The 16,949-nt window shown below is 63.4% G+C and carries 16 protein-coding genes; 9 read left to right on the forward strand and 7 right to left on the reverse strand.

Translation table 11 applies throughout. The annotated features are described in order from the left end of the window. Nucleotides 1-12 precede the first annotated feature (12 nt). Nucleotides 13-864 (reverse strand): formyltetrahydrofolate deformylase, encoded by an 852-nt coding sequence (gene purU / locus RT582_RS14435; protein ID WP_023446811.1) that lies wholly within the window; start codon nucleotides 862-864, stop codon nucleotides 13-15. A gap of 354 nt (nucleotides 865-1,218) precedes the next feature. On the opposite strand from purU, the gene mvaT reads away from it, so the two are divergent. Further along, on the forward strand, nucleotides 1,219-1,599 hold the full coding sequence (gene mvaT / locus RT582_RS14440; protein ID WP_003303488.1) for a histone-like nucleoid-structuring protein MvaT: 381 nt from the start codon (nucleotides 1,219-1,221) through the stop codon (nucleotides 1,597-1,599). Nucleotides 1,600-1,735: 136 nt separating this feature from the next. Here mvaT and sbcB read toward each other — a convergent pair whose 3' ends face one another. Beyond that, complete coding sequence (gene sbcB / locus RT582_RS14445) at nucleotides 1,736-3,172, reverse strand: exodeoxyribonuclease I (RefSeq protein WP_313478085.1); 1,437 nt, start codon at nucleotides 3,170-3,172, stop codon at nucleotides 1,736-1,738. 237 nt (nucleotides 3,173-3,409) lie between these two features. Between sbcB and RT582_RS14450 the strand changes: the two genes are divergently transcribed. The 6 genes from RT582_RS14450 to RT582_RS14475 are packed head-to-tail and all read left to right on the forward strand — an operon-like array spanning nucleotide 3,410 to nucleotide 10,135. Next, nucleotides 3,410-4,117: an RDD family protein gene (locus RT582_RS14450; RefSeq protein WP_313478089.1), complete on the forward strand. Its 708-nt coding sequence runs from the start codon at nucleotides 3,410-3,412 to the stop codon at nucleotides 4,115-4,117. After that, on the forward strand, nucleotides 4,114-5,094 hold the full coding sequence (locus RT582_RS14455; RefSeq protein WP_313478090.1) for a stage II sporulation protein M: 981 nt from the start codon (nucleotides 4,114-4,116) through the stop codon (nucleotides 5,092-5,094). Before RT582_RS14450 ends, RT582_RS14455 begins: the two co-directional genes overlap by 4 nt. After that, nucleotides 5,081-6,631, forward strand: coding sequence for a DUF4129 domain-containing protein (locus tag RT582_RS14460; protein ID WP_102831948.1), 1,551 nt, complete (start codon nucleotides 5,081-5,083; stop codon nucleotides 6,629-6,631). Before RT582_RS14455 ends, RT582_RS14460 begins: the two co-directional genes overlap by 14 nt. Further along, nucleotides 6,628-7,800 (forward strand): DUF4350 domain-containing protein, encoded by a 1,173-nt coding sequence (locus tag RT582_RS14465; RefSeq protein ID WP_313478093.1) that lies wholly within the window; start codon nucleotides 6,628-6,630, stop codon nucleotides 7,798-7,800. The genes RT582_RS14460 and RT582_RS14465 overlap by 4 nt, the downstream gene beginning before the upstream one ends. Then, nucleotides 7,797-8,810 (forward strand): AAA family ATPase, encoded by a 1,014-nt coding sequence (locus RT582_RS14470; protein WP_014821274.1) that lies wholly within the window; start codon nucleotides 7,797-7,799, stop codon nucleotides 8,808-8,810. Before RT582_RS14465 ends, RT582_RS14470 begins: the two co-directional genes overlap by 4 nt. Next, nucleotides 8,807-10,135 (forward strand): DUF58 domain-containing protein, encoded by a 1,329-nt coding sequence (locus tag RT582_RS14475; RefSeq protein ID WP_313478096.1) that lies wholly within the window; start codon nucleotides 8,807-8,809, stop codon nucleotides 10,133-10,135. Before RT582_RS14470 ends, RT582_RS14475 begins: the two co-directional genes overlap by 4 nt. 7 nt (nucleotides 10,136-10,142) lie before the next feature. Here RT582_RS14475 and RT582_RS14480 read toward each other — a convergent pair whose 3' ends face one another. Genes RT582_RS14480 through RT582_RS14490 form a run of 3 tightly spaced genes read right to left on the reverse strand, consistent with a single transcriptional unit; the run spans nucleotide 10,143 to nucleotide 11,444 of the window. After that, on the reverse strand, nucleotides 10,143-10,571 hold the full coding sequence (locus tag RT582_RS14480; RefSeq protein WP_313478097.1) for a PilZ domain-containing protein: 429 nt from the start codon (nucleotides 10,569-10,571) through the stop codon (nucleotides 10,143-10,145). A 47-nt stretch (nucleotides 10,572-10,618) separates the two neighbouring features. After that, nucleotides 10,619-11,041: a DUF4124 domain-containing protein gene (locus tag RT582_RS14485; RefSeq protein ID WP_313478099.1), complete on the reverse strand. Its 423-nt coding sequence runs from the start codon at nucleotides 11,039-11,041 to the stop codon at nucleotides 10,619-10,621. Between the two features lie 25 nt (nucleotides 11,042-11,066). Further along, nucleotides 11,067-11,444 carry a tetratricopeptide repeat protein gene (locus RT582_RS14490; RefSeq protein ID WP_041014774.1) on the reverse strand — a complete coding sequence of 126 codons (378 nt, stop codon included), beginning with the start codon at nucleotides 11,442-11,444 and terminating at the stop codon, nucleotides 11,067-11,069. Between the two features lie 148 nt (nucleotides 11,445-11,592). Here RT582_RS14490 and pyk point away from each other — a divergent pair, with 148 nt between their 5' ends. Continuing rightward, nucleotides 11,593-13,041, forward strand: coding sequence for a pyruvate kinase (gene pyk / locus RT582_RS14495; protein ID WP_101274362.1), 1,449 nt, complete (start codon nucleotides 11,593-11,595; stop codon nucleotides 13,039-13,041). Nucleotides 13,042-13,115: 74 nt separating this feature from the next. Here pyk and RT582_RS14500 read toward each other — a convergent pair whose 3' ends face one another. Both RT582_RS14500 and RT582_RS14505 read right to left on the reverse strand, forming a co-directional pair. Beyond that, nucleotides 13,116-14,057 carry an iron-sulfur-binding ferredoxin reductase gene (locus RT582_RS14500; protein WP_313478104.1) on the reverse strand — a complete coding sequence of 314 codons (942 nt, stop codon included), beginning with the start codon at nucleotides 14,055-14,057 and terminating at the stop codon, nucleotides 13,116-13,118. After that, nucleotides 14,050-15,180 (reverse strand): GGDEF domain-containing protein, encoded by a 1,131-nt coding sequence (locus RT582_RS14505; RefSeq protein ID WP_046622382.1) that lies wholly within the window; start codon nucleotides 15,178-15,180, stop codon nucleotides 14,050-14,052. The genes RT582_RS14500 and RT582_RS14505 overlap by 8 nt, the downstream gene beginning before the upstream one ends. Nucleotides 15,181-15,373: 193 nt before the next feature. Between RT582_RS14505 and RT582_RS14510 the strand changes: the two genes are divergently transcribed. Beyond that, a complete protein-coding gene (locus tag RT582_RS14510; protein WP_044315535.1) occupies nucleotides 15,374-16,897 on the forward strand; it encodes a fumarate hydratase in 1,524 nt (507 codons plus the stop codon). Nucleotides 16,898-16,949: the final 52 nt, after the last annotated feature.

Consider the following 16,949-nt stretch of genomic DNA (forward strand, 5'->3'; position numbering starts at 1 on the left):
TGCTCCCGAATGTCAGTTGAACACCATCGTCTTGTTGCTGTGTACCAGCACACGGTCCTCCAAGTGATAGCGCAAGCCGCGAGAAAGCACCATCTTCTCTACGTCCTTGCCGAGCCGGACCATGTCCTCGATGCTGTCGCGATGGCTAACGCGCACCACGTCCTGCTCGATGATCGGGCCGGCGTCGAGCTCCTCGGTGACATAGTGACAGGTGGCGCCGATCAGCTTCACGCCGCGCAGCGAGGCCTGGTGATAGGGCTTGGCGCCGACGAAGGACGGCAGAAAGCTGTGATGGATGTTGATCACGCGCTGGGCGAACTCGTCGCACAGCTCGGACGGCAAGATCTGCATGTACCGCGCGAGCACAATTACATCGGCGCGCTGCTCGCGGACCAGGCGGGTGACTTCGGCGAACGCCTCCTGCTTATTGGCGGGGTCGACCGGCACGTGAATGTAGGGAATGCCATGCCATTCGACCATGCTGCGCAGGTCGTCATGGTTGGAAATCACGCAGGGAATGTCGCAGTCCAGCTCGCCGCTGTGCCAACGGTGCAGCAGATCGGCCAGGCAGTGGGATTCGCGACTGGCCATCAGCACCACGCGTTTGCGTTGCTCGGAGTCGGTGACTCGCCACTCCATTGAAAACTCACGAGCGATCGGAGCGAACGCCTGACGGAAACCGTCCAGATCGAAAGGCAGTGAGTCCGCGCGAATCTCGTGACGCATGAAGAACCAACCGCTCTGGTGATCCGAATGATGGTTGGCTTCAGTGATCCAGCCGTTGTAAGTGGCAAGAAAGTTACTGACCTTGGCAACAATGCCAACGCCATCGGGACAGGCAATGACCAGCCTGAAAGTGCGCATCAACGGTTACTCCGACTCAATGGGAAATGCGGCATTCTAGCCCAGCAGACAAAAGCACAGCCATCGCCATTAAGATCGAGGCGCAGCGCCAACTATGCGCGATGACGCAAACGGCGCGGCTCGCAGTCATCGGATTGTTATGCAAAGCATAAAAACCAATCGAAAAAACTTGTCCGATAAAACAGGCTTTCCGCTTGATTTAAGCCTGCGCACGGCTGCAATAGCAGTTCTTAGCCTGCGTCACATATCCTTTCAAATAGTAGTGCGGCTTTTTTACAAGGCTATATTTACTTGCGGATTACGCAGGACTATGATTGCTGCCACTTGCGTTCAAACCTATCCCAAGGAAGTCATATGTCACTTATCAATGAGTATCGCGCTACTGAAGAAGCCATCAAGGAACTTCAAGAGCGCCTGAAGTCGCTGTCCGAAGACGACAAGCTGAAAAAGGAACTGGAATTCGAAGGCAAGCTGCGCGAACTCATGGGTGAATACCAAAAGTCCCTGCGCGACATCATTGCCCTGCTCGATCCTGAAGCCTCTCGCAACAGCAAGAGCCCTCGCGCTGCAAAAGCTCCCGCGACCAGCAAGCGCGCCCGCCGCGTGAAGCAATATAAAAACCCACACAGCGGTGAAGTGATTGAAACCAAAGGCGGCAATCACAAGACCCTGAAAGAATGGAAAGCCCAGTGGGGCTCCGACACCGTGGAAAGCTGGGCCACCCTTCTCGGCTAAGCGGCTACGGTTTATAACGAACGCCGTTTCTCGACATTAATCATTGATGTCGGGAAACGGCGTTTTTATTTGTGCTGCACTCTTCCTTCCCCGCTCGATTCAGGCGTGGCGCACAAACATACGCCCTCCCCAAGAGTTAATTGCTCAAGCGGTAACGCTCACGCAACCCCTCACCGTACTCGCGCCATTGCTGCAACAGTTGCCGTTGTGCCGGCGTGGCGCCGATCATGAATTGCTCGATATCCGACTCGAACTGCACGAGGGTATTGGGCGCGCCACATGCCCCATCACTCAGCCGCTGTTGGCAGAACTGACGCCATTGCGCTTGCTCGTCGACGGATAACGCTTCAGGAAAGTTACGTGCGCGGTAACGAAACAACAGCTCGTCGAGGCGCGCATCATCGAATCGGAATGGCTGTTTCGCCAGCTCCGCAGGTGACAGGCTACGGACCTGGTCGCACAGCCGCCGGTCGCGGTCCCCGAGAAAACCGTCATACAGCTGCTGCTCCGGATCATCAGTGCCAGCGAAGCAGTCTTCACGATAGATGTCTTCGAGCTTGGTGCTCCAGATCTGCCGCTGCTCTCGAAGCATCGCTGCACGCTTATGGCAGACCGACATATCCAGACCAAGGCGCTGGATGTCTTGCGTGCGCAAAACCTTGAGCGGCGCCACCACGGGACACTTGTTGACGTGCACCAGCTTCAAGGGCACCGGCAACTCGCCATCGGCGAGCTGGTCACGTCGGGTATACAGGCGCTGACGCAGCGTTTCAGCCGTTTCCTGCAAGAGCGGCTCCGGTCCGGCCTGCAGATCGCAGACGATCAGCGCATTGCGATTGCGCGGGTGCCAGCCCAGCGGCAGGACCACCGAGAGAAAATGCCGTGCAGCGGAGAAGCGGCCGGACACGTGCACCATGGGTTCCAGCAACCGGATCTGCTCAAGTACCGCCTGCTTGCGGCGCAGGTTGTAGAGATAGTCGTACAGCCGCGGCTGCCGATCGCGAACGAGTCTGGCCAGGGCAATGGTCGCGCGCACATCGGATAGCGCGTCGTGCGCATTCAGATGTTCCAGCCCGTTGGCCACGCTCAGTCGTTCGAGTTTGAGCGTCACCCGCCCCTCCTCTTCAGGCCAGACCAGGCCTTCCGGGCGCAGAGCGTAAGCCGTGCGTACCAGATCGATCAGATCCCAGCGGCTGTTGCCGCCCTGCCATTCACGGGCATAGGGATCGTAGAAGTTGCGGTACAGGCTGTAGCGCGTCACCTCGTCGTCGAACCGCAGGCTGTTGTAACCGGCGCCGCAGGTGCCAGGCAACGACAGCTGTTGATGCAGACGATGAATGAATTCGGCCTCGCACAAGCCCTTCTGTTCGAGGGTCGCGGGGGTGATCCCAGTGACCAGGCAGGCCGCCGGATGCGGAAGGATGTCGTCGGAGGGACGGCAATAGATGTTCAGCGGCTCGCCGATTTCCTCGAGCGCCTCGTTGGTGCGGATACCCGCCACCTGCAACGGACGGTCGCGGCTGGGCGAGATTCCTGTGGTTTCGAAGTCGTACCAGAAGATGCTTGAATTCACGGGAGAGTCCTTCTCGATCAGCGCGGCAGTCTATCAGCCAGGGCGGCACATCGCCGCGTGCGTCAACCGATCTGTCCGCTCAGCATTGGGTATGCGAACGACATCCTGCAAAGGAGCAGGCACTTCGCCATAATCACACCCCTCCGGCTTGCCCTCCGCTCAGACGACTCAGGCGCATTGCCGCAGCGGCACTTGCCGCATAGCATCGACCTTTGCCTGCCTCAGACGACTTTACCCTTGCCTTCAGCTCTCGACCGACCATCGCTGCTCGACAATAGCCATCGCGTGGAGACGCCCGAAGGCATCGATCTACTCCTGCGTCCGGCCGGGCTCGTACCGCGCGCGCTGGCCTTTGCCATCGACCTGGCGATCCGTGCCGCCATCCTGGTGGCCCTCTTCATCATCCTGGGGATGCTGGGCAATTTTGGTATCGGTCTTGGGACGCTGCTGCTGTTCCTCGTGCAATGGTGGTACATGGTGCTCTTCGAAGTACTGAACCAGGGACGTACGCCTGGCAAGTACTGGCTGGGTTTGCGAGTGGTGCATGACGATGGCACGCCGGTCGGCTGGACCTCCTCGCTGACGCGCAACCTGCTGCGCTTCGTCGATATGCTGCCGTTCGGCTATTTTCTCGGCGCACTGAGCTGCCTGGGCCACCCTGCCTTCAAGCGTCTCGGCGATCTCGCCGCAGGGACGCTGGTGGTCTACCGGGAAAGACCACAAGCGCGCCCGACGCTGCCGGAGGTGGAAGCTGCCAAACTGCCTTTTGCGTTAAGTCTCGATGAGCAACGCGCTCTTATTGCCTTCTCCGAGCGTCATGCCAGTCTTTCTGCCGAGCGGCGTCTGGAGCTGGCTTCGATCCTTGCCGAACCGCTGGCGGTTACCGGTGAGAACGCCGAGGCAAAGATCCATGGCATCGCCCGCTCACTGGTAGGCGCGCCATGAAGCAGGCCGCCTTCGAACGCCAGCATCACGCCGACTGGCATGACTTCATCAGTCAGCTGGACGCGCTGGAGCGTGGCAAGCCAAGTCCCAGCCAGGCCAGCGACTTCCCCGCCGCCTACCGCCGTCTTTGCCAACACCTGGCGCTGGCCGAATCGCGCGGCTACAGCAGCCAGCTGATCGATCAGTTGCGCCAGCTCGCCCTGCGCGGCCATCAGCAGTTCTATCGCCACCGCAGTCCATTGCTGGGGCGACTGCTCGGGTTCATCACCGGTGGCTTCGCCCGCTCGGTCCGTGAGCAGTGGCGTTACGTACTGGCAGCAAGCCTGCTCTTCTACGGCAGCCTGCTCGGCATGGCCGCTTTGGTCTTCACCTTCCCGGAGCTGGTGTTCAGCATCATGCCGCCGGACCAGGTCACACAGATGGAGCAGATGTACGACCCGGACGCCAGCCGCCTGGGTCGCTTCGCCGAGCGGGGCTCGGGCGACGACTGGCTGATGTTCGGCTATTACGTGATGAACAATATCGGCATCGCATTCCAGACGTTCGCCAGCGGGCTGCTGTTCGGCCTGGGTACGCTGTTCTTCCTGCTGTTCAATGGCCTGACGATCGGCGCCGTCGCGGGCCACCTGAGCGCCATCGGCTACCACCAGCCGTTCTGGTCGTTCGTCATCGGCCATGGCGCGTTCGAGCTGACCGCCATCACCCTTGCCGGCGCCGCGGGGCTGCAGCTCGGCGTAGCGCTGGTGGCGCCGGGGCGCCTGACCCGCGCAGAGGCGCTGCGTCAGGCTGCCAAGCGAGGCATCCAGCTGGTCTGCGGGGCCACCCTGTTCTTGCTGATCGCTGCCTTTGTCGAGGCCTACTGGTCATCCATGACCCTGACCTCGCCCATGATCAAGTACATCGTCGGCGCGCTGCTCTGGCTGATCGTGGCCGCTTACTTCGCGTTTGCCGGGAGGGCGCAGCATGCAGCTGAGTGATGCCAGCGTCTCGATCCGCCCGCGCAGTCCATGGGAGGCGCTGGACCTCGGCACCCTGCTCGCCAGGCGCCACGCGAAGCTGCTGATGACGACCTGGGCGGCCGTGACGCTGCCGCTTTTCGGCCTGATCAGTCTGCTGCTGTGGCAGCACCCAAGTCTGGCGCTGCTGCTGTTCTGGTGGCTCAAACCCCTGTACGAGCGCTTGCCGCTGCACATCCTGTCCAAAGCACTGTTCGGTGAAACACCAGACTTTCGAGAAAGCCTGCGAGCCTTCCCCGGCCTGCTGCGGCCACAGCTGTTGGCCAGTCTCACCTGGCGTCGCCTGAGCACGACGCGCAGCTTCGATCTGCCAGTGCAGCAGCTCGAGGGGCTCGACGGCAAGGCACGCAAGCAACGCCTGCTCACGCTCAGTCTGCGCAGCGGCCGCGCGCCCAGCTGGCTGACCGTGGTCGGCGTGCATCTGGAAGGAGCGCTCTGGCTCGGCCTGCTCGGCGTGCTGTATTTCCTGCTGCCGGCGCAGCTGGTACAGCGCTGGAACTGGGAGGATTTGCTCGGGCTGAGCGCCGAATGGCTCTGGCTGGAACACCTGTCCAATCTGCTCTATGCGCTGGTGCTCATCGTCTGGGAGCCTATCTATGTCGCCTGTGGCTTCAGCCTCTATCTCAATCGACGCACTCATCTGGAGGCCTGGGACATAGAGCTGGCCTTCCGTCGACTGCGCCAGCGCCTGCTCAGCGCTGCACCAGCGGTGCTGCTTGCCTGTGGCCTGTTGTTCTGGCCGGCAGCGCACGATGCCTGGGCAGCGGCGCCAACGGCCGACACAGCGCAACAGGGCCCGGAAAGCGAGCGTCTGCTGAATCAGCCACTGACCAGCGAGACGGCCCGCGAACGAATCGACGCGCTGCTCGACCAACCGCCCTTTCAGCACCGGGAGACGGTCACCCGTTGGCGCTTTGGTGCGCAAGACAGCCCGCAGGAGCCCGGCGCTCTGGCGCGCCTGCTCGAACGCCTGCTGCAGGGTGGCTCGCTGTGGGAAAGCCTGGAAAGTCTGGCGCAGGCACTCGAAGTTCTACTCTGGACCGCACTGGCCTTGCTGGTCGCGCTTCTGCTGTGGCGCTACCGCGACTGGCTGCAGACTTTCGGCAGCCGCATACAGCTGCCGGCCAGGCGCCGCCAACCTGCACCCGCGCAGCTGTTCGGCCTCGACGTCGCGCCCGAAAGCCTGCCAAACGACGTTGCCAGCGAGGCCGAACGACTCTGGCAGCAGGATCCGCGCGCGTCTCTGGCACTTCTCTATCGCGGCTTGCTCAGCCGCCTGCTGCATGATTTCCAGCTGCCGCTGAAGGCGGCGCATACCGAGGGCGAGGTGCTGGCGCGCGTGCGACAGCTTCAGCGCGAACCGCTGTCGCGCTTTGCCGAGCAACTTACGCAGCATTGGCAGCACCAGGCCTACGGGCACCGGAACGCCGAAGACGTGGTCCGCGACGAACTGTGTGCCGGCTGGCGCGCGCTGTTTGCCGAGGAGTCGAGGCCATGAACCGACTCCGCCCTCGCCTGCTCGCCGCGGCCGCGGTCCTGCTGATCGGTCTGCTGGTCATCTGGTTGGCCGGCAAGCTGCAATCCTATGAAGACGTCGTCGAGCACGGCCCGACCCCGGAAGCGCGCAGCAACGCTTACCTGGCCGCCGAACTGTTCCTGCGCGGCCTCGGCCTGCAGGTCGTGCATCAGGAAGGCATCGCCGGACTTGAGACCCTGCCCACCTCTGGCCAGACGCTGCTCCTGCTCGGGGACCGCGGCAACCTGACCCCGCGGCAGACCGAGCGCCTGCTGGACTGGGCAAACGCCGGCGGCCATCTGGTCGTGGTTGCAGAGCGACTGTGGGATGAAGAGACCGGCAAAAGTGGCGACCTGCTGTTCGACCGGCTCAATCTGCAGCAGTACGCAGCTGACGATCTGGACGATGATGCGCAGACACCGCAGTCATCCACAGCCGAACAGCATCCGCAGCTGACCAAGCTGTATCTGGAGAATGAAAGCGCGCCGGCCTATCTGGCCTTCGATACCGACTTTCACCTCTACGATGCCAACAACCGCGCCCACGCCTGGGCCAACAGCGCAGGCGCCACGCACATGCTGCAACTGCAGCACGGTGACGGGCTGATCACCGCCCTGACCGATAGCTGGATCTGGCAGAACCGCAACATCGATCAGTACGACCATGCCTGGCTGCTCTGGTATCTGACTCAGGACAGCGCGGTGACTCTGGTGCACCGCAGCGAACACGACGGCTTGCTCGCACAGCTGCGCCGCCATTTCCCCGAACTTCTCACCGTGCTGGGCCTACTTGTGGCGTTCGCGCTCTGGCATGCCGGCCAACGCTTCGGCCCACTGCAGGCTCCGCTCAACCCGGCGCGTCGCCAGCTGCAGGAACACCTGCGTGGGTCGGCGGAGTTCCTGCTGCGCCATGGTCGCCAGCACAGTCTGCTGCAGCCGCTGCAACAGGACATCCAGCGCCGAGCAGGGCAACGTCATCCGGGCTTCGAACAGCTTCCGCCGAATGCCCAGCTGCCACTGCTCGCCCGTCTCTCCAGCCTGCCGATCGCCAGCATCGAGCTGGCCATGCGCCCACTGCCGCAGCAACGTCTGTCGGCTACCGAATTCACCCGACAGGTCGCCCACCTGCAAACCCTCAGGAACGCGCTATGAGCGAACACATCCCAGAACCCGGCAACCCTGCTCCGGCCTCCAACCCGGTGAGCCAGCGCCTGCGAGCCAGCCAGCTCGCCCAGGCACTGCGCGACGAGCTGCACAAGGCGGTGATCGGCCAGGACGACGTCATCGATGGCGTTCTGACCGCGCTGATCGCCGGCGGCCACGTGCTCATCGAAGGCGTGCCGGGGCTGGGCAAAACACTGCTCGTACGGGCGCTGGCGCGCTGCTTCGGCGGCGAGTTCTCGCGCATCCAGTTCACCCCCGACCTGATGCCCAGCGACGTCACCGGCCATGCCGTCTACGACATGCAGAGCGAGCAGTTCAAGCTGCGCAAGGGGCCGGTGTTCACCAACCTTCTACTGGCCGATGAAATCAACCGTGCGCCAGCCAAGACTCAGGCCGCGCTGCTCGAGGTGATGCAGGAACGCCAGGTCACCCTGGAAGGCAAGGCCCTGGCGGTTCCGCAACCTTTTCTGGTCATGGCCACGCAGAACCCCATCGAACAGGAAGGCACCTACCCACTGCCGGAAGCCGAGCTCGACCGCTTCATGCTGATGTTGCGCATGGACTACCCGCAGGCGAACGAAGAGCTGGAGCTGGTACGCCAGGTCACCCGCTCGGCACGCGCCGACATGCTCGACGTCAGCGCTCTGCGCCAGCTGGTACAGGCCCGGGATGTGCTGGCCCTGCAGAAGATCGCCAGCGAACTGCCGCTGGACGATCAGGTACTGGACTATGCCGTGCGCCTTGCCCGCACCACTCGCAGCTGGCCGGGGCTGGCGCTAGGTGCCGGCCCCCGCGCATCGATCGCGCTGGTTCGTGGTGGTCGCGCCAGAGCGCTGCTGCGCGGCGGCGAGTTCGTCACGCCTGATGACATTAAGGGTTGCGCGCTGGCGGTACTGCGTCACCGGGTGCGCCTGTCGGCAGAGCTGGACATCGAAGGACTGTCGGTGGACCAGGTGCTGCAGCAGCTACTCGATCAGGTCGCGGCGCCACGCGCATGACGCCATCCCGTCGCCTGCTCGTTGCGCTGGCCGCGCTGGTGCTCGCGGCCATTCCTCTCGGCGTTCTCGCCGCGTTCGGCGTCGAAGCCGGGCACTGGCAGTCCGCCTGGTGGGGTCTGTTGCTGGCGCTGGGTACGGTGACATCGCTCGACGCCTTCGCCCTGAGGCGACTGCCGTCGCCTGCGCTGCAACGCAGCCTGTCGGGAAATCTATCGCTGGGCCACTGGAGCAACGTGCAGCTGCTGGTGCGCAACGAACATTCCCGCGCTATCGAGTTGGAGCTGTTTGACCACGTGCCTGAGGGCATGAGCTTCGAACAGCTCCCGCAACGCATGCGCCTGCAACCCGCCGAGCATTGCAAGCTTGACTACCGCCTGCGCCCGACCCGCCGCGGCCAGTTCGTCTTCCAGCACTGCGATCTTCGCCTGGCCAGCCCGTTGGGCCTCTGGCGCAGCAGACGCCTGCTTGAGCTTGTCGACGAAACCCGGGTGTATCCCGACTTCGCTCGGTTGCACGGAGCCAGCCTGCAGGCGATCGACGTCTGGTTGAATCGCCTCGGCGTCCGCCAGCAACCGCGCCGCGGGCTGGGGCTGGAATTTCACCAGCTACGCGAGTTCCGCGAGGGCGACACCCTGCGGCAGATCGACTGGAAAGCCACGGCGCGGGCACGCATGCCGATTGCCCGCGAATATCAGGACGAACGCGACCAGCAGATCGTGCTGATGCTCGACTGCGGTCGGCGTATGCGCAGCCAGGACGCCGAACTCACGCACTTCGACCATGCCCTCAACGCTGCCCTGCTGCTGGCCTATGCCGCGTTGCGCCAGGGCGATGCCGTGGGCGCCTGCACCTTCGCCGGCGAACAGCCGCGTCACGTCACCCCAGCCAAGGGCCAACAGCAACTTCACGTGTTACTGAACGGTCTTTACGACCTGCAGCCCACCCAACAGCCCGCAGACTACGGCGCAGCGGTCGATCGGTTGCTGGCCCGGCAACAGCGCCAGGCACTGGTTATCGTTCTGAGCAACCTGCGCGATGAGGACGATGCCGAGCTGCACGGGGCGCTGAAGCGGCTCTCACGCAAACATCGGGTGTTGTTGGTGAGCCTGCGCGAAGAAGTACTGGACCAGCTGCGCCTGCGGCCGGTGCAGAGCCTGGACGACGCGCTCGACTACTGCGGCGCCCAGGACTACCTGAACGCCCGCCAGGCGCTGCACAAGCGCCTGGCGGCCCATGGCATGCCGGTACTCGACGTCCAGCCTTGCGATCTGGGGCCGGAACTTATCGGGCGTTATCTGGCGTGGAAGAAAACCGGGACGTTGTGAGCGCGGCTCACAGACCGTGGCAGCAGTCCTTGTCAGTGAATCGATCCGATGCCGGGCTGGCATGATGCGCCAGAGGAATGTGCAGCATCGGCTGGAAGCTGAAGTAGTGATGCAGGGCGGCGATCATCTCGCGGATTTCGCCGGGCGGGTCGATCAGGGAAAAGCCGGTATCGTAGCTGCCCGGTGTCACATCCTCGCTTGACCACAGACTAAACGCGCTGAAATCCACTTGCCGCAGTTGACCGCTCTGGCCCGGAATCTTCAGGCGCATCTCGAAGCGAACACCAAGCATCATCGGATAGGGGCTGATCAGCATCAGCCCGCCCTCGGACAGGTTGCCGATGAAGCCCAGCGGCTTCTCGGTGAACCGATTGAATACGTTGAGGTAGTACGGCAACTGATGCCGCTGGATACGACGCTGGTTCGCCATGTTCATGTCGTCGGAGCCTTCAGCCTTAACCCTGCAATTCGAGTCCTGTCGGCTCAACTGCATTCCTGGCTGATACGCATCACCAGGCGCTGTCGAGCCGCCTCTACTTCACTTTCACTGTAGTAGACGCGCTCTCCGGCTGCATCGTTACGAAAAAAACGTCCGCCAAGCTGCAGTCGCGACAACTGGCTGCGCAAGCCCTGGCATTCCTGCTCTCGTGCAGCCCGCGCCTTGCTGGCCTGCTCCCTCGCTGCCTGCTGCTCCTGCCGCCGCGCATCGAAGAATCGTTCGCTGCGCGCCTCACGCTCACGGGTCTGGTCGTCGCGTTCGACGACCTGGGGCCGAACCTCGACCTGCTCGGCTCCGGCTGCCGGGCGCTGGCCGAAGTGAACCTGTCCGTTGGCATCGGTCCAGCGGTAGATCTGCGCGGTTGCCAGTGCAGGCAGCAGCATGGCGGTCATCAGCAAAGCTCGCATGATCCCTCACATGGCTTTCATGAAATCAACGTTTGGCCGGCTGAACCACCGGCGGTGCCTCGACATGATAGTGGCCCAGCTGCCTCAGCGTCTCCAGGCGCGCACGAGCGCGATAGGCGTACTCGCTGGCAGGGTATCGCTCGACGATGAAACGATAGGTTTCGCCAGCGTCGACGAACAGGCCCTGGCGCTCAAGACACTGGCCGCGCAACAGTGAAATCTCCGGCTGGACCTGGCTACGCGGCTTGCTGCGGCGTTCTGCCTGCGACAGTGATTGCATCACCCGCTCGCAGTTGTCGGCCTCGTAGTACTGGTAAGCCGCATCCAGGTGGCGATCGAAAGCATGGCGACTGCTGCAGCCGACGGTCAGAAGACTCAGGAAAACGATGATCAGGGTGCGCATGGGTTCCTCCGTATGCCCCTGTATCGACCGAGCTGGAAAAAGCTGCAGACAGCCCGTCAGCCGGACGCAAAGAGTAGTGGTCGCCGAGCGATGACTACAACCGGCGAGCATAGTAGCCTCGGGGCCAGCCAGAAAAAGGAGCAATTGAATGATTCCGCGTCGCACCAAGATCGTCGCCACCCTGGGCCCAGCAAGCAGCTCGCCGGAGGTGTTGGAAAAGATGATCGTCGCCGGGCTGGATGTAGCCCGCCTGAATTTCTCCCACGGCAGCCCCGACGAGCATCGTGCCCGGGCCGAGCTGGTGCGTGAAATCGCCGCGCGCCACGGCCGCTTCGTCGCGCTGCTCGGAGACCTGCAGGGACCGAAGATCCGGATTGCCAAGTTCACCGACAAGCGCATTGAGCTGAAGGAAGGAGACCAGTTCCGCTTCTCCGTGACCCATCCGCGCGACGCCGGTAATCAGGAAGTGGTCGGCATCGATTACCCGGACCTGGTCAAGGATTGCGGCATCGGCGATGAGCTTCTGCTCGACGACGGCCGCGTGGTGATGCGCGTCGACAACGCCACCGCGGACGAACTGCACTGCACCGTGCTGATCGGTGGCCCGCTGTCGGACAACAAGGGCATCAACCGCCGTGGCGGCGGCCTGACGGCGCCGGCGCTGACCAACAAGGACAAGGCCGACATCAAGCTGGCCGCGGATCTCGAGCTGGACTACCTGGCAGTCTCCTTCCCGCGTGATGCCGCTGACATGGACCTGGCCCGCCGCCTGCGCGACGAAGCCGGCTCCGACGCCTGGCTGATCGCCAAGATCGAGCGGGCCGAAGCGGTCGCCGACGATGAGGCACTGGACGGCCTGATCCGCGCCAGCGACGGCGTGATGGTGGCGCGCGGCGACCTCGGGGTGGAAGTTGGCGATGCCGAGCTGGTCGGCATCCAGAAGAAGATCATTCTGCACGCACGTCGCCACAACAAGGTGGTAATCACCGCGACGCAGATGATGGAGTCGATGATCCACAGCCCGATGCCGACCCGCGCCGAGGTATCCGATGTAGCCAACGCCGTGCTGGACTACACCGATGCGGTGATGCTCTCGGCCGAAAGCGCCGCCGGCGAATACCCGATCGAAGCGATCAAGGCCATGGCCCGTGTGTGCTGCGGCGCGGAGAAGCACCCGACCAGCACCAAGTCCGGACACCGCCTCGGCCAGCAGTTCGAGCGCTGCGACGAGAGTGCCGCGCTGGCTGCGATGTACACCGCCAACCACTTCCCGGGGGTCAAGGCCATCATCGCCCTGACCGAAAGCGGCTACACACCGCTGATCATGTCGCGCATCCGGTCTTCGGTACCGATCTTCGCCTTCTCGCCGCACCGCGAAACCCAGGCACGGGTCGCGCTGTTCCGCGGCGTGCAGACCATCCCGTTCGATCCGGCTGCGCTACCTGCAGAAAAGGTCAGCCAGATGGCAGTCGAGGAGCTGCTCAAGCGCAACATCGTGCAGCCCGGCGACTGGGTGATCCTGACCAAGGGCGACAGCTACCACGACAGCACAGGCGGTACCAACACGATGAAGATCCTGCGCGTCGGCGATCAGTAAGGCTGGCAGGGAATCACACGAGGCCGGCTCTTTAGCCGGCCTCGTGCTGTCTGCGAGATCGAACGGGGAGCCAACTACCGCGGCTGAGGCGCGCTGACGAAAGCGTCGCTGAATATCTGTCCACGCGGCAGGCCCGCGAGAAACAGGCGCCTGGCGCAGGCGTCGACGAACGCCGAACCGCCGCAGAGCAGCGCGATGTCCCGCCGCGACGTTGGTCGTAGCGTCGAAAGCATGCTGTCACGCTGTTGCGCATCGACCCATTGCAGCTCCAGGTTCTCGTGCCTGTCCGCCAACTCCTGCAACGGCCCGCGCAGGTAGTGCTCGTCACGGCAAAAGTGCACCAGCCTGATCGTCCCGGCATGGCCCTGGCGCAGGCTCTCGCGCAACAGGCTGAACAAAGGGGCCAACCCGGTTCCCGAAGCCAGCAGCAATAAAGAGCGCTCGGACCACTCCGGCTCGTAATGCAATGCACCACCGTGCAGGTCGCCCAGCCGCAGCGTGTCGCCCGCGCGCAGCTGCCGCGCGGCATCGCAGAACGCCCCCGGCCTGGAGCAATCGAGATGAAACTCCAGCCAGGAATCGTCGCCGGGAAGGCTGGCCAGCGAATACGGCCTAGCGATGCCGGCACCGGTCCACAGCAACAGGTGCTGACCTGCACGATAGCGCAGCGGCCGCTCCGGCAGCAGACGCAGGCGCAGCACGCTGCCGCTCAGCCACTCGGCGCTTTGCAGCTGAGCGGGCAGTCCGTCGCGGCGGGGATCGAAGACTTCTACACCGAAATCCTCCTCGACACGGCACTGACAGGCCAGTCGCCAGCCGGCCGCATGCTGCTCGGGCCGCAGCAAGTCGGGTTGCAGATCGCGCGGTGCTCCGTCGACACAGCGCACCAGGCAGGCGTGGCAGCTGCCGGCGCGGCAACTGTAGGGTACGGGCAAGCCGGCAGCGATCAGGGCATCGAGCAGGTTGGTAGCGGGCGCGACCGACCAGCGCTTGCCGGCGCAATGCAACTCAGGCATCGGCGGTGACCCAGGCGGGTTCGCAACGATTGCGACCACCGCGCTTGGCTCGATAAAGCGCTTCGTCGGCACGCTGTAGCGCTGCATCCAGATCATCTCCGGCGTTCAGCAGGGTCAGGCCGATCGACAGGCTGAGATGTCCGGCTTCGATATTGGCGTCTTCCGGCTCGGCGTTGGCGAAAGCCTCTCGCAGGCGCTCACAGCACGCGGTGAACTGCTCGGCGTCGGTATTGGGCAGCAGTAACACGAACTCCTCGCCGCCATAACGGGCCAGCACGTCGTCATCACGCAGACAGGACCGCGCCACGCTGGCAAAGGCCTGCAGCACGCGGTCTCCGGTGGCATGGCCGTGGATATCGTTGATGCGTTTGAAGTGGTCCAGATCGATGAGCGCCAGCCCCGATTGATGCCCCTTGCGCAGGCGGTTCAGGTCGCCCTCGGCGATGCGCAGGAAGCGCCGCCGGTTGTATAGGCCCGTCAACTCGTCGGTAGAAGCCAGATCCTCCAGTTGACGCATCATTCCGCGCAGGGTGTCCTGATGTGCCTGCAACGCGAAACGCCGCTGGCGCATGCGCTGGCGCAAGCGATACACGTGGCCGGCGAACAGACACATCCAGATCAACGTCACCAGCAGCACGCTGGCCTGCAGCAGGAACACATCGGTCTCGATCGGCCGCTGCAGGTAGTAATCCAGCGCAGCCATGCTGACGAAGCTGACGAAGGCCAGTGCGGCGTAGCGAATGAACACCTTCGGCGGCAGGAAGACAGCAAACATCAGCACCAGCAGATAGAGCACCAGCAGCGAGCCACGAGCGCTGCCGAGGTTGAACAGAAAGGTCGTCAGCCACAGCAGCCCCACCAGGACCTGCGGCTCAGTCAGGCTGGGATCCTTCGAGCGCAGGTTGACGCCTCGGTGAAACAGCCAGAAGAACAGCAGCTGACTCACCACAATCAATGCTGACTGCGCCACGGCGCTGGCCACCGAGGCCTGATAGAAGCCCCCCGCCACCGCCACCCAGGTCAGCACCAGGCCCAGACCGTAGGTCACGGAGGCCAGTGCGAATCGCCGCGTAACCAATTGCTGCAATGTACGCAGATCGGTCTCGTCACGCATCGCACTCATAGGGATCCTTCCCGCTGTGGCAATTTGCCGCACTCTACGCTTACCGAAAACAAAATCCTAGCCAGCATTCCCATCGCTCCTGGTCCATCCGTGTACCGCGCAGCCTGACGCGTTATACTGCGCCGCATTTTTTCGCGGCGCGTCGACTGCCACCCCGACGCGCCTCTTATCGCCCCGTATGAGGACGCGCTGCATGACCGTGATCAAGCAAGACGACCTGATTCAAAGCGTCGCTGACGCTTTGCAGTTCATTTCTTACTACCACCCCGTGGATTTCATCCAGGCGATGCACGAAGCCTACCTGCGTGAAGAATCTCCGGCTGCCCGCGACTCCATGGCGCAGATCCTGATCAACTCGCGCATGTGCGCCACCGGTCATCGCCCGATCTGTCAGGACACCGGTATCGTCACCGTGTTCATCCGCGTCGGTATGGACGTGCGCTGGGACGGCGCGACCATGAGCCTGGACGACATGATCAATGAGGGTGTGCGCCGCGCCTACAACCTGCCGGAAAACGTCCTGCGTGCTTCGATCCTGGCCGACCCGGCAGGTTCCCGCAAGAACACTAAGGACAATACGCCAGCTGTCATTCATTACTCCATCGTCCCAGGTGACAAAGTCGAGGTGGATGTGGCCGCCAAAGGCGGTGGCTCGGAAAACAAGTCGAAGATGGCCATGCTCAACCCCTCCGACTCGATCGTCGACTGGGTACTGAAGACCGTGCCGACCATGGGCGCCGGCTGGTGCCCGCCGGGCATGCTCGGCATCGGCATCGGCGGCACCGCCGAGAAAGCCGCGGTGATGGCCAAGGAAGTCCTGATGGAATCCATCGACATCCATGAGCTGAAGGCCCGTGGCCCGCAGAACCGCATCGAAGAGCTGCGTCTTGAGCTGTTCGAGAAGGTCAACCAGCTGGGCATCGGCGCCCAGGGCCTCGGCGGCCTGACCACCGTGCTCGACGTGAAGATCATGGATTACCCGACCCACGCCGCCTCGCTGCCGGTTTGCATGATCCCCAACTGCGCCGCCACCCGCCACGCACACTTCGTGCTCGACGGCTCCGGCCCGGCCGAACTGACCCCGCCGCCGCTGGATGCCTACCCGGAAATCGTCTGGGAAGCCGGCCCGAGCGCGCGCCGCGTCAACCTCGACACCATCACCCCTGAAGAAGTGCAGAGCTGGAAGCCGGGCGAGACCGTCCTGCTCAACGGCAAGATGCTCACCGGCCGCGACGCCGCGCACAAGCGCATGGTCGACATGCTGAACAAGGGCGAAGAGCTGCCGGTCGACCTCAAGGGCCGTTTCATCTACTACGTAGGCCCCGTCGATCCAGTCGGTGACGAAGTGGTTGGCCCGGCTGGCCCGACCACCGCGACGCGCATGGACAAGTTCACCCGTCAGATTCTCGAGAGCACTGGTCTGCTGGGCATGATCGGCAAGTCCGAGCGTGGCCCGATCGCCATCGAAGCGATCAAGGACAACAAGGCCGTCTACCTGATGGCGGTTGGCGGCGCGGCTTACCTGGTCGCCCAGGCGATCAAGAAGTCCAAGGTGCTGGCCTTCGCCGAGCTGGGCATGGAAGCGATCTACGAGTTCGAAGTGAAGGACATGCCGGTCACCGTCGCCGTCGACACCAACGGCGAGTCGGTGCACATCACCGGCCCGGCGATCTGGCAGCAGAAGATCGCCGACAGCCTGGCGGTCGAGGTGCAATAAGCGACACGCCAATAAAAAGCCCAGCTCGATGCCGGGCTTTTTATTGCCCGGC

Source organism: Stutzerimonas kunmingensis (assembly GCF_032106285.1).
In the GTDB taxonomy this organism is placed as follows: Bacteria; Pseudomonadota; Gammaproteobacteria; order Pseudomonadales; family Pseudomonadaceae; genus Stutzerimonas; species Stutzerimonas kunmingensis_B.

Coding starts and splice junctions, on each gene's coding strand:
- RT582_RS14490 (WP_041014774.1), bottom strand. CDS start 11,444: ATGCGCACCCTGATCATCGTTTTCCTGAGTCTTCTGACCGTCGGCTGC.
- RT582_RS14485 (WP_313478099.1), bottom strand. CDS start 11,041: ATGCGAGCTTTGCTGATGACCGCCATGCTGCTGCCTGCACTGGCAACC.
- RT582_RS14480 (WP_313478097.1), bottom strand. CDS start 10,571: ATGAACATGGCGAACCAGCGTCGTATCCAGCGGCATCAGTTGCCGTAC.
- purU (WP_023446811.1), bottom strand. CDS start 864: ATGCGCACTTTCAGGCTGGTCATTGCCTGTCCCGATGGCGTTGGCATT.
- RT582_RS14500 (WP_313478104.1), bottom strand. CDS start 14,057: ATGCCTGAGTTGCATTGCGCCGGCAAGCGCTGGTCGGTCGCGCCCGCT.
- RT582_RS14510 (WP_044315535.1), top strand. CDS start 15,374: ATGACCGTGATCAAGCAAGACGACCTGATTCAAAGCGTCGCTGACGCT.
- RT582_RS14460 (WP_102831948.1), top strand. CDS start 5,081: ATGCAGCTGAGTGATGCCAGCGTCTCGATCCGCCCGCGCAGTCCATGG.
- RT582_RS14470 (WP_014821274.1), top strand. CDS start 7,797: ATGAGCGAACACATCCCAGAACCCGGCAACCCTGCTCCGGCCTCCAAC.
- RT582_RS14505 (WP_046622382.1), bottom strand. CDS start 15,180: ATGAGTGCGATGCGTGACGAGACCGATCTGCGTACATTGCAGCAATTG.
- RT582_RS14465 (WP_313478093.1), top strand. CDS start 6,628: ATGAACCGACTCCGCCCTCGCCTGCTCGCCGCGGCCGCGGTCCTGCTG.
- pyk (WP_101274362.1), top strand. CDS start 11,593: ATGATTCCGCGTCGCACCAAGATCGTCGCCACCCTGGGCCCAGCAAGC.
- mvaT (WP_003303488.1), top strand. CDS start 1,219: ATGTCACTTATCAATGAGTATCGCGCTACTGAAGAAGCCATCAAGGAA.
- RT582_RS14475 (WP_313478096.1), top strand. CDS start 8,807: ATGACGCCATCCCGTCGCCTGCTCGTTGCGCTGGCCGCGCTGGTGCTC.
- RT582_RS14455 (WP_313478090.1), top strand. CDS start 4,114: ATGAAGCAGGCCGCCTTCGAACGCCAGCATCACGCCGACTGGCATGAC.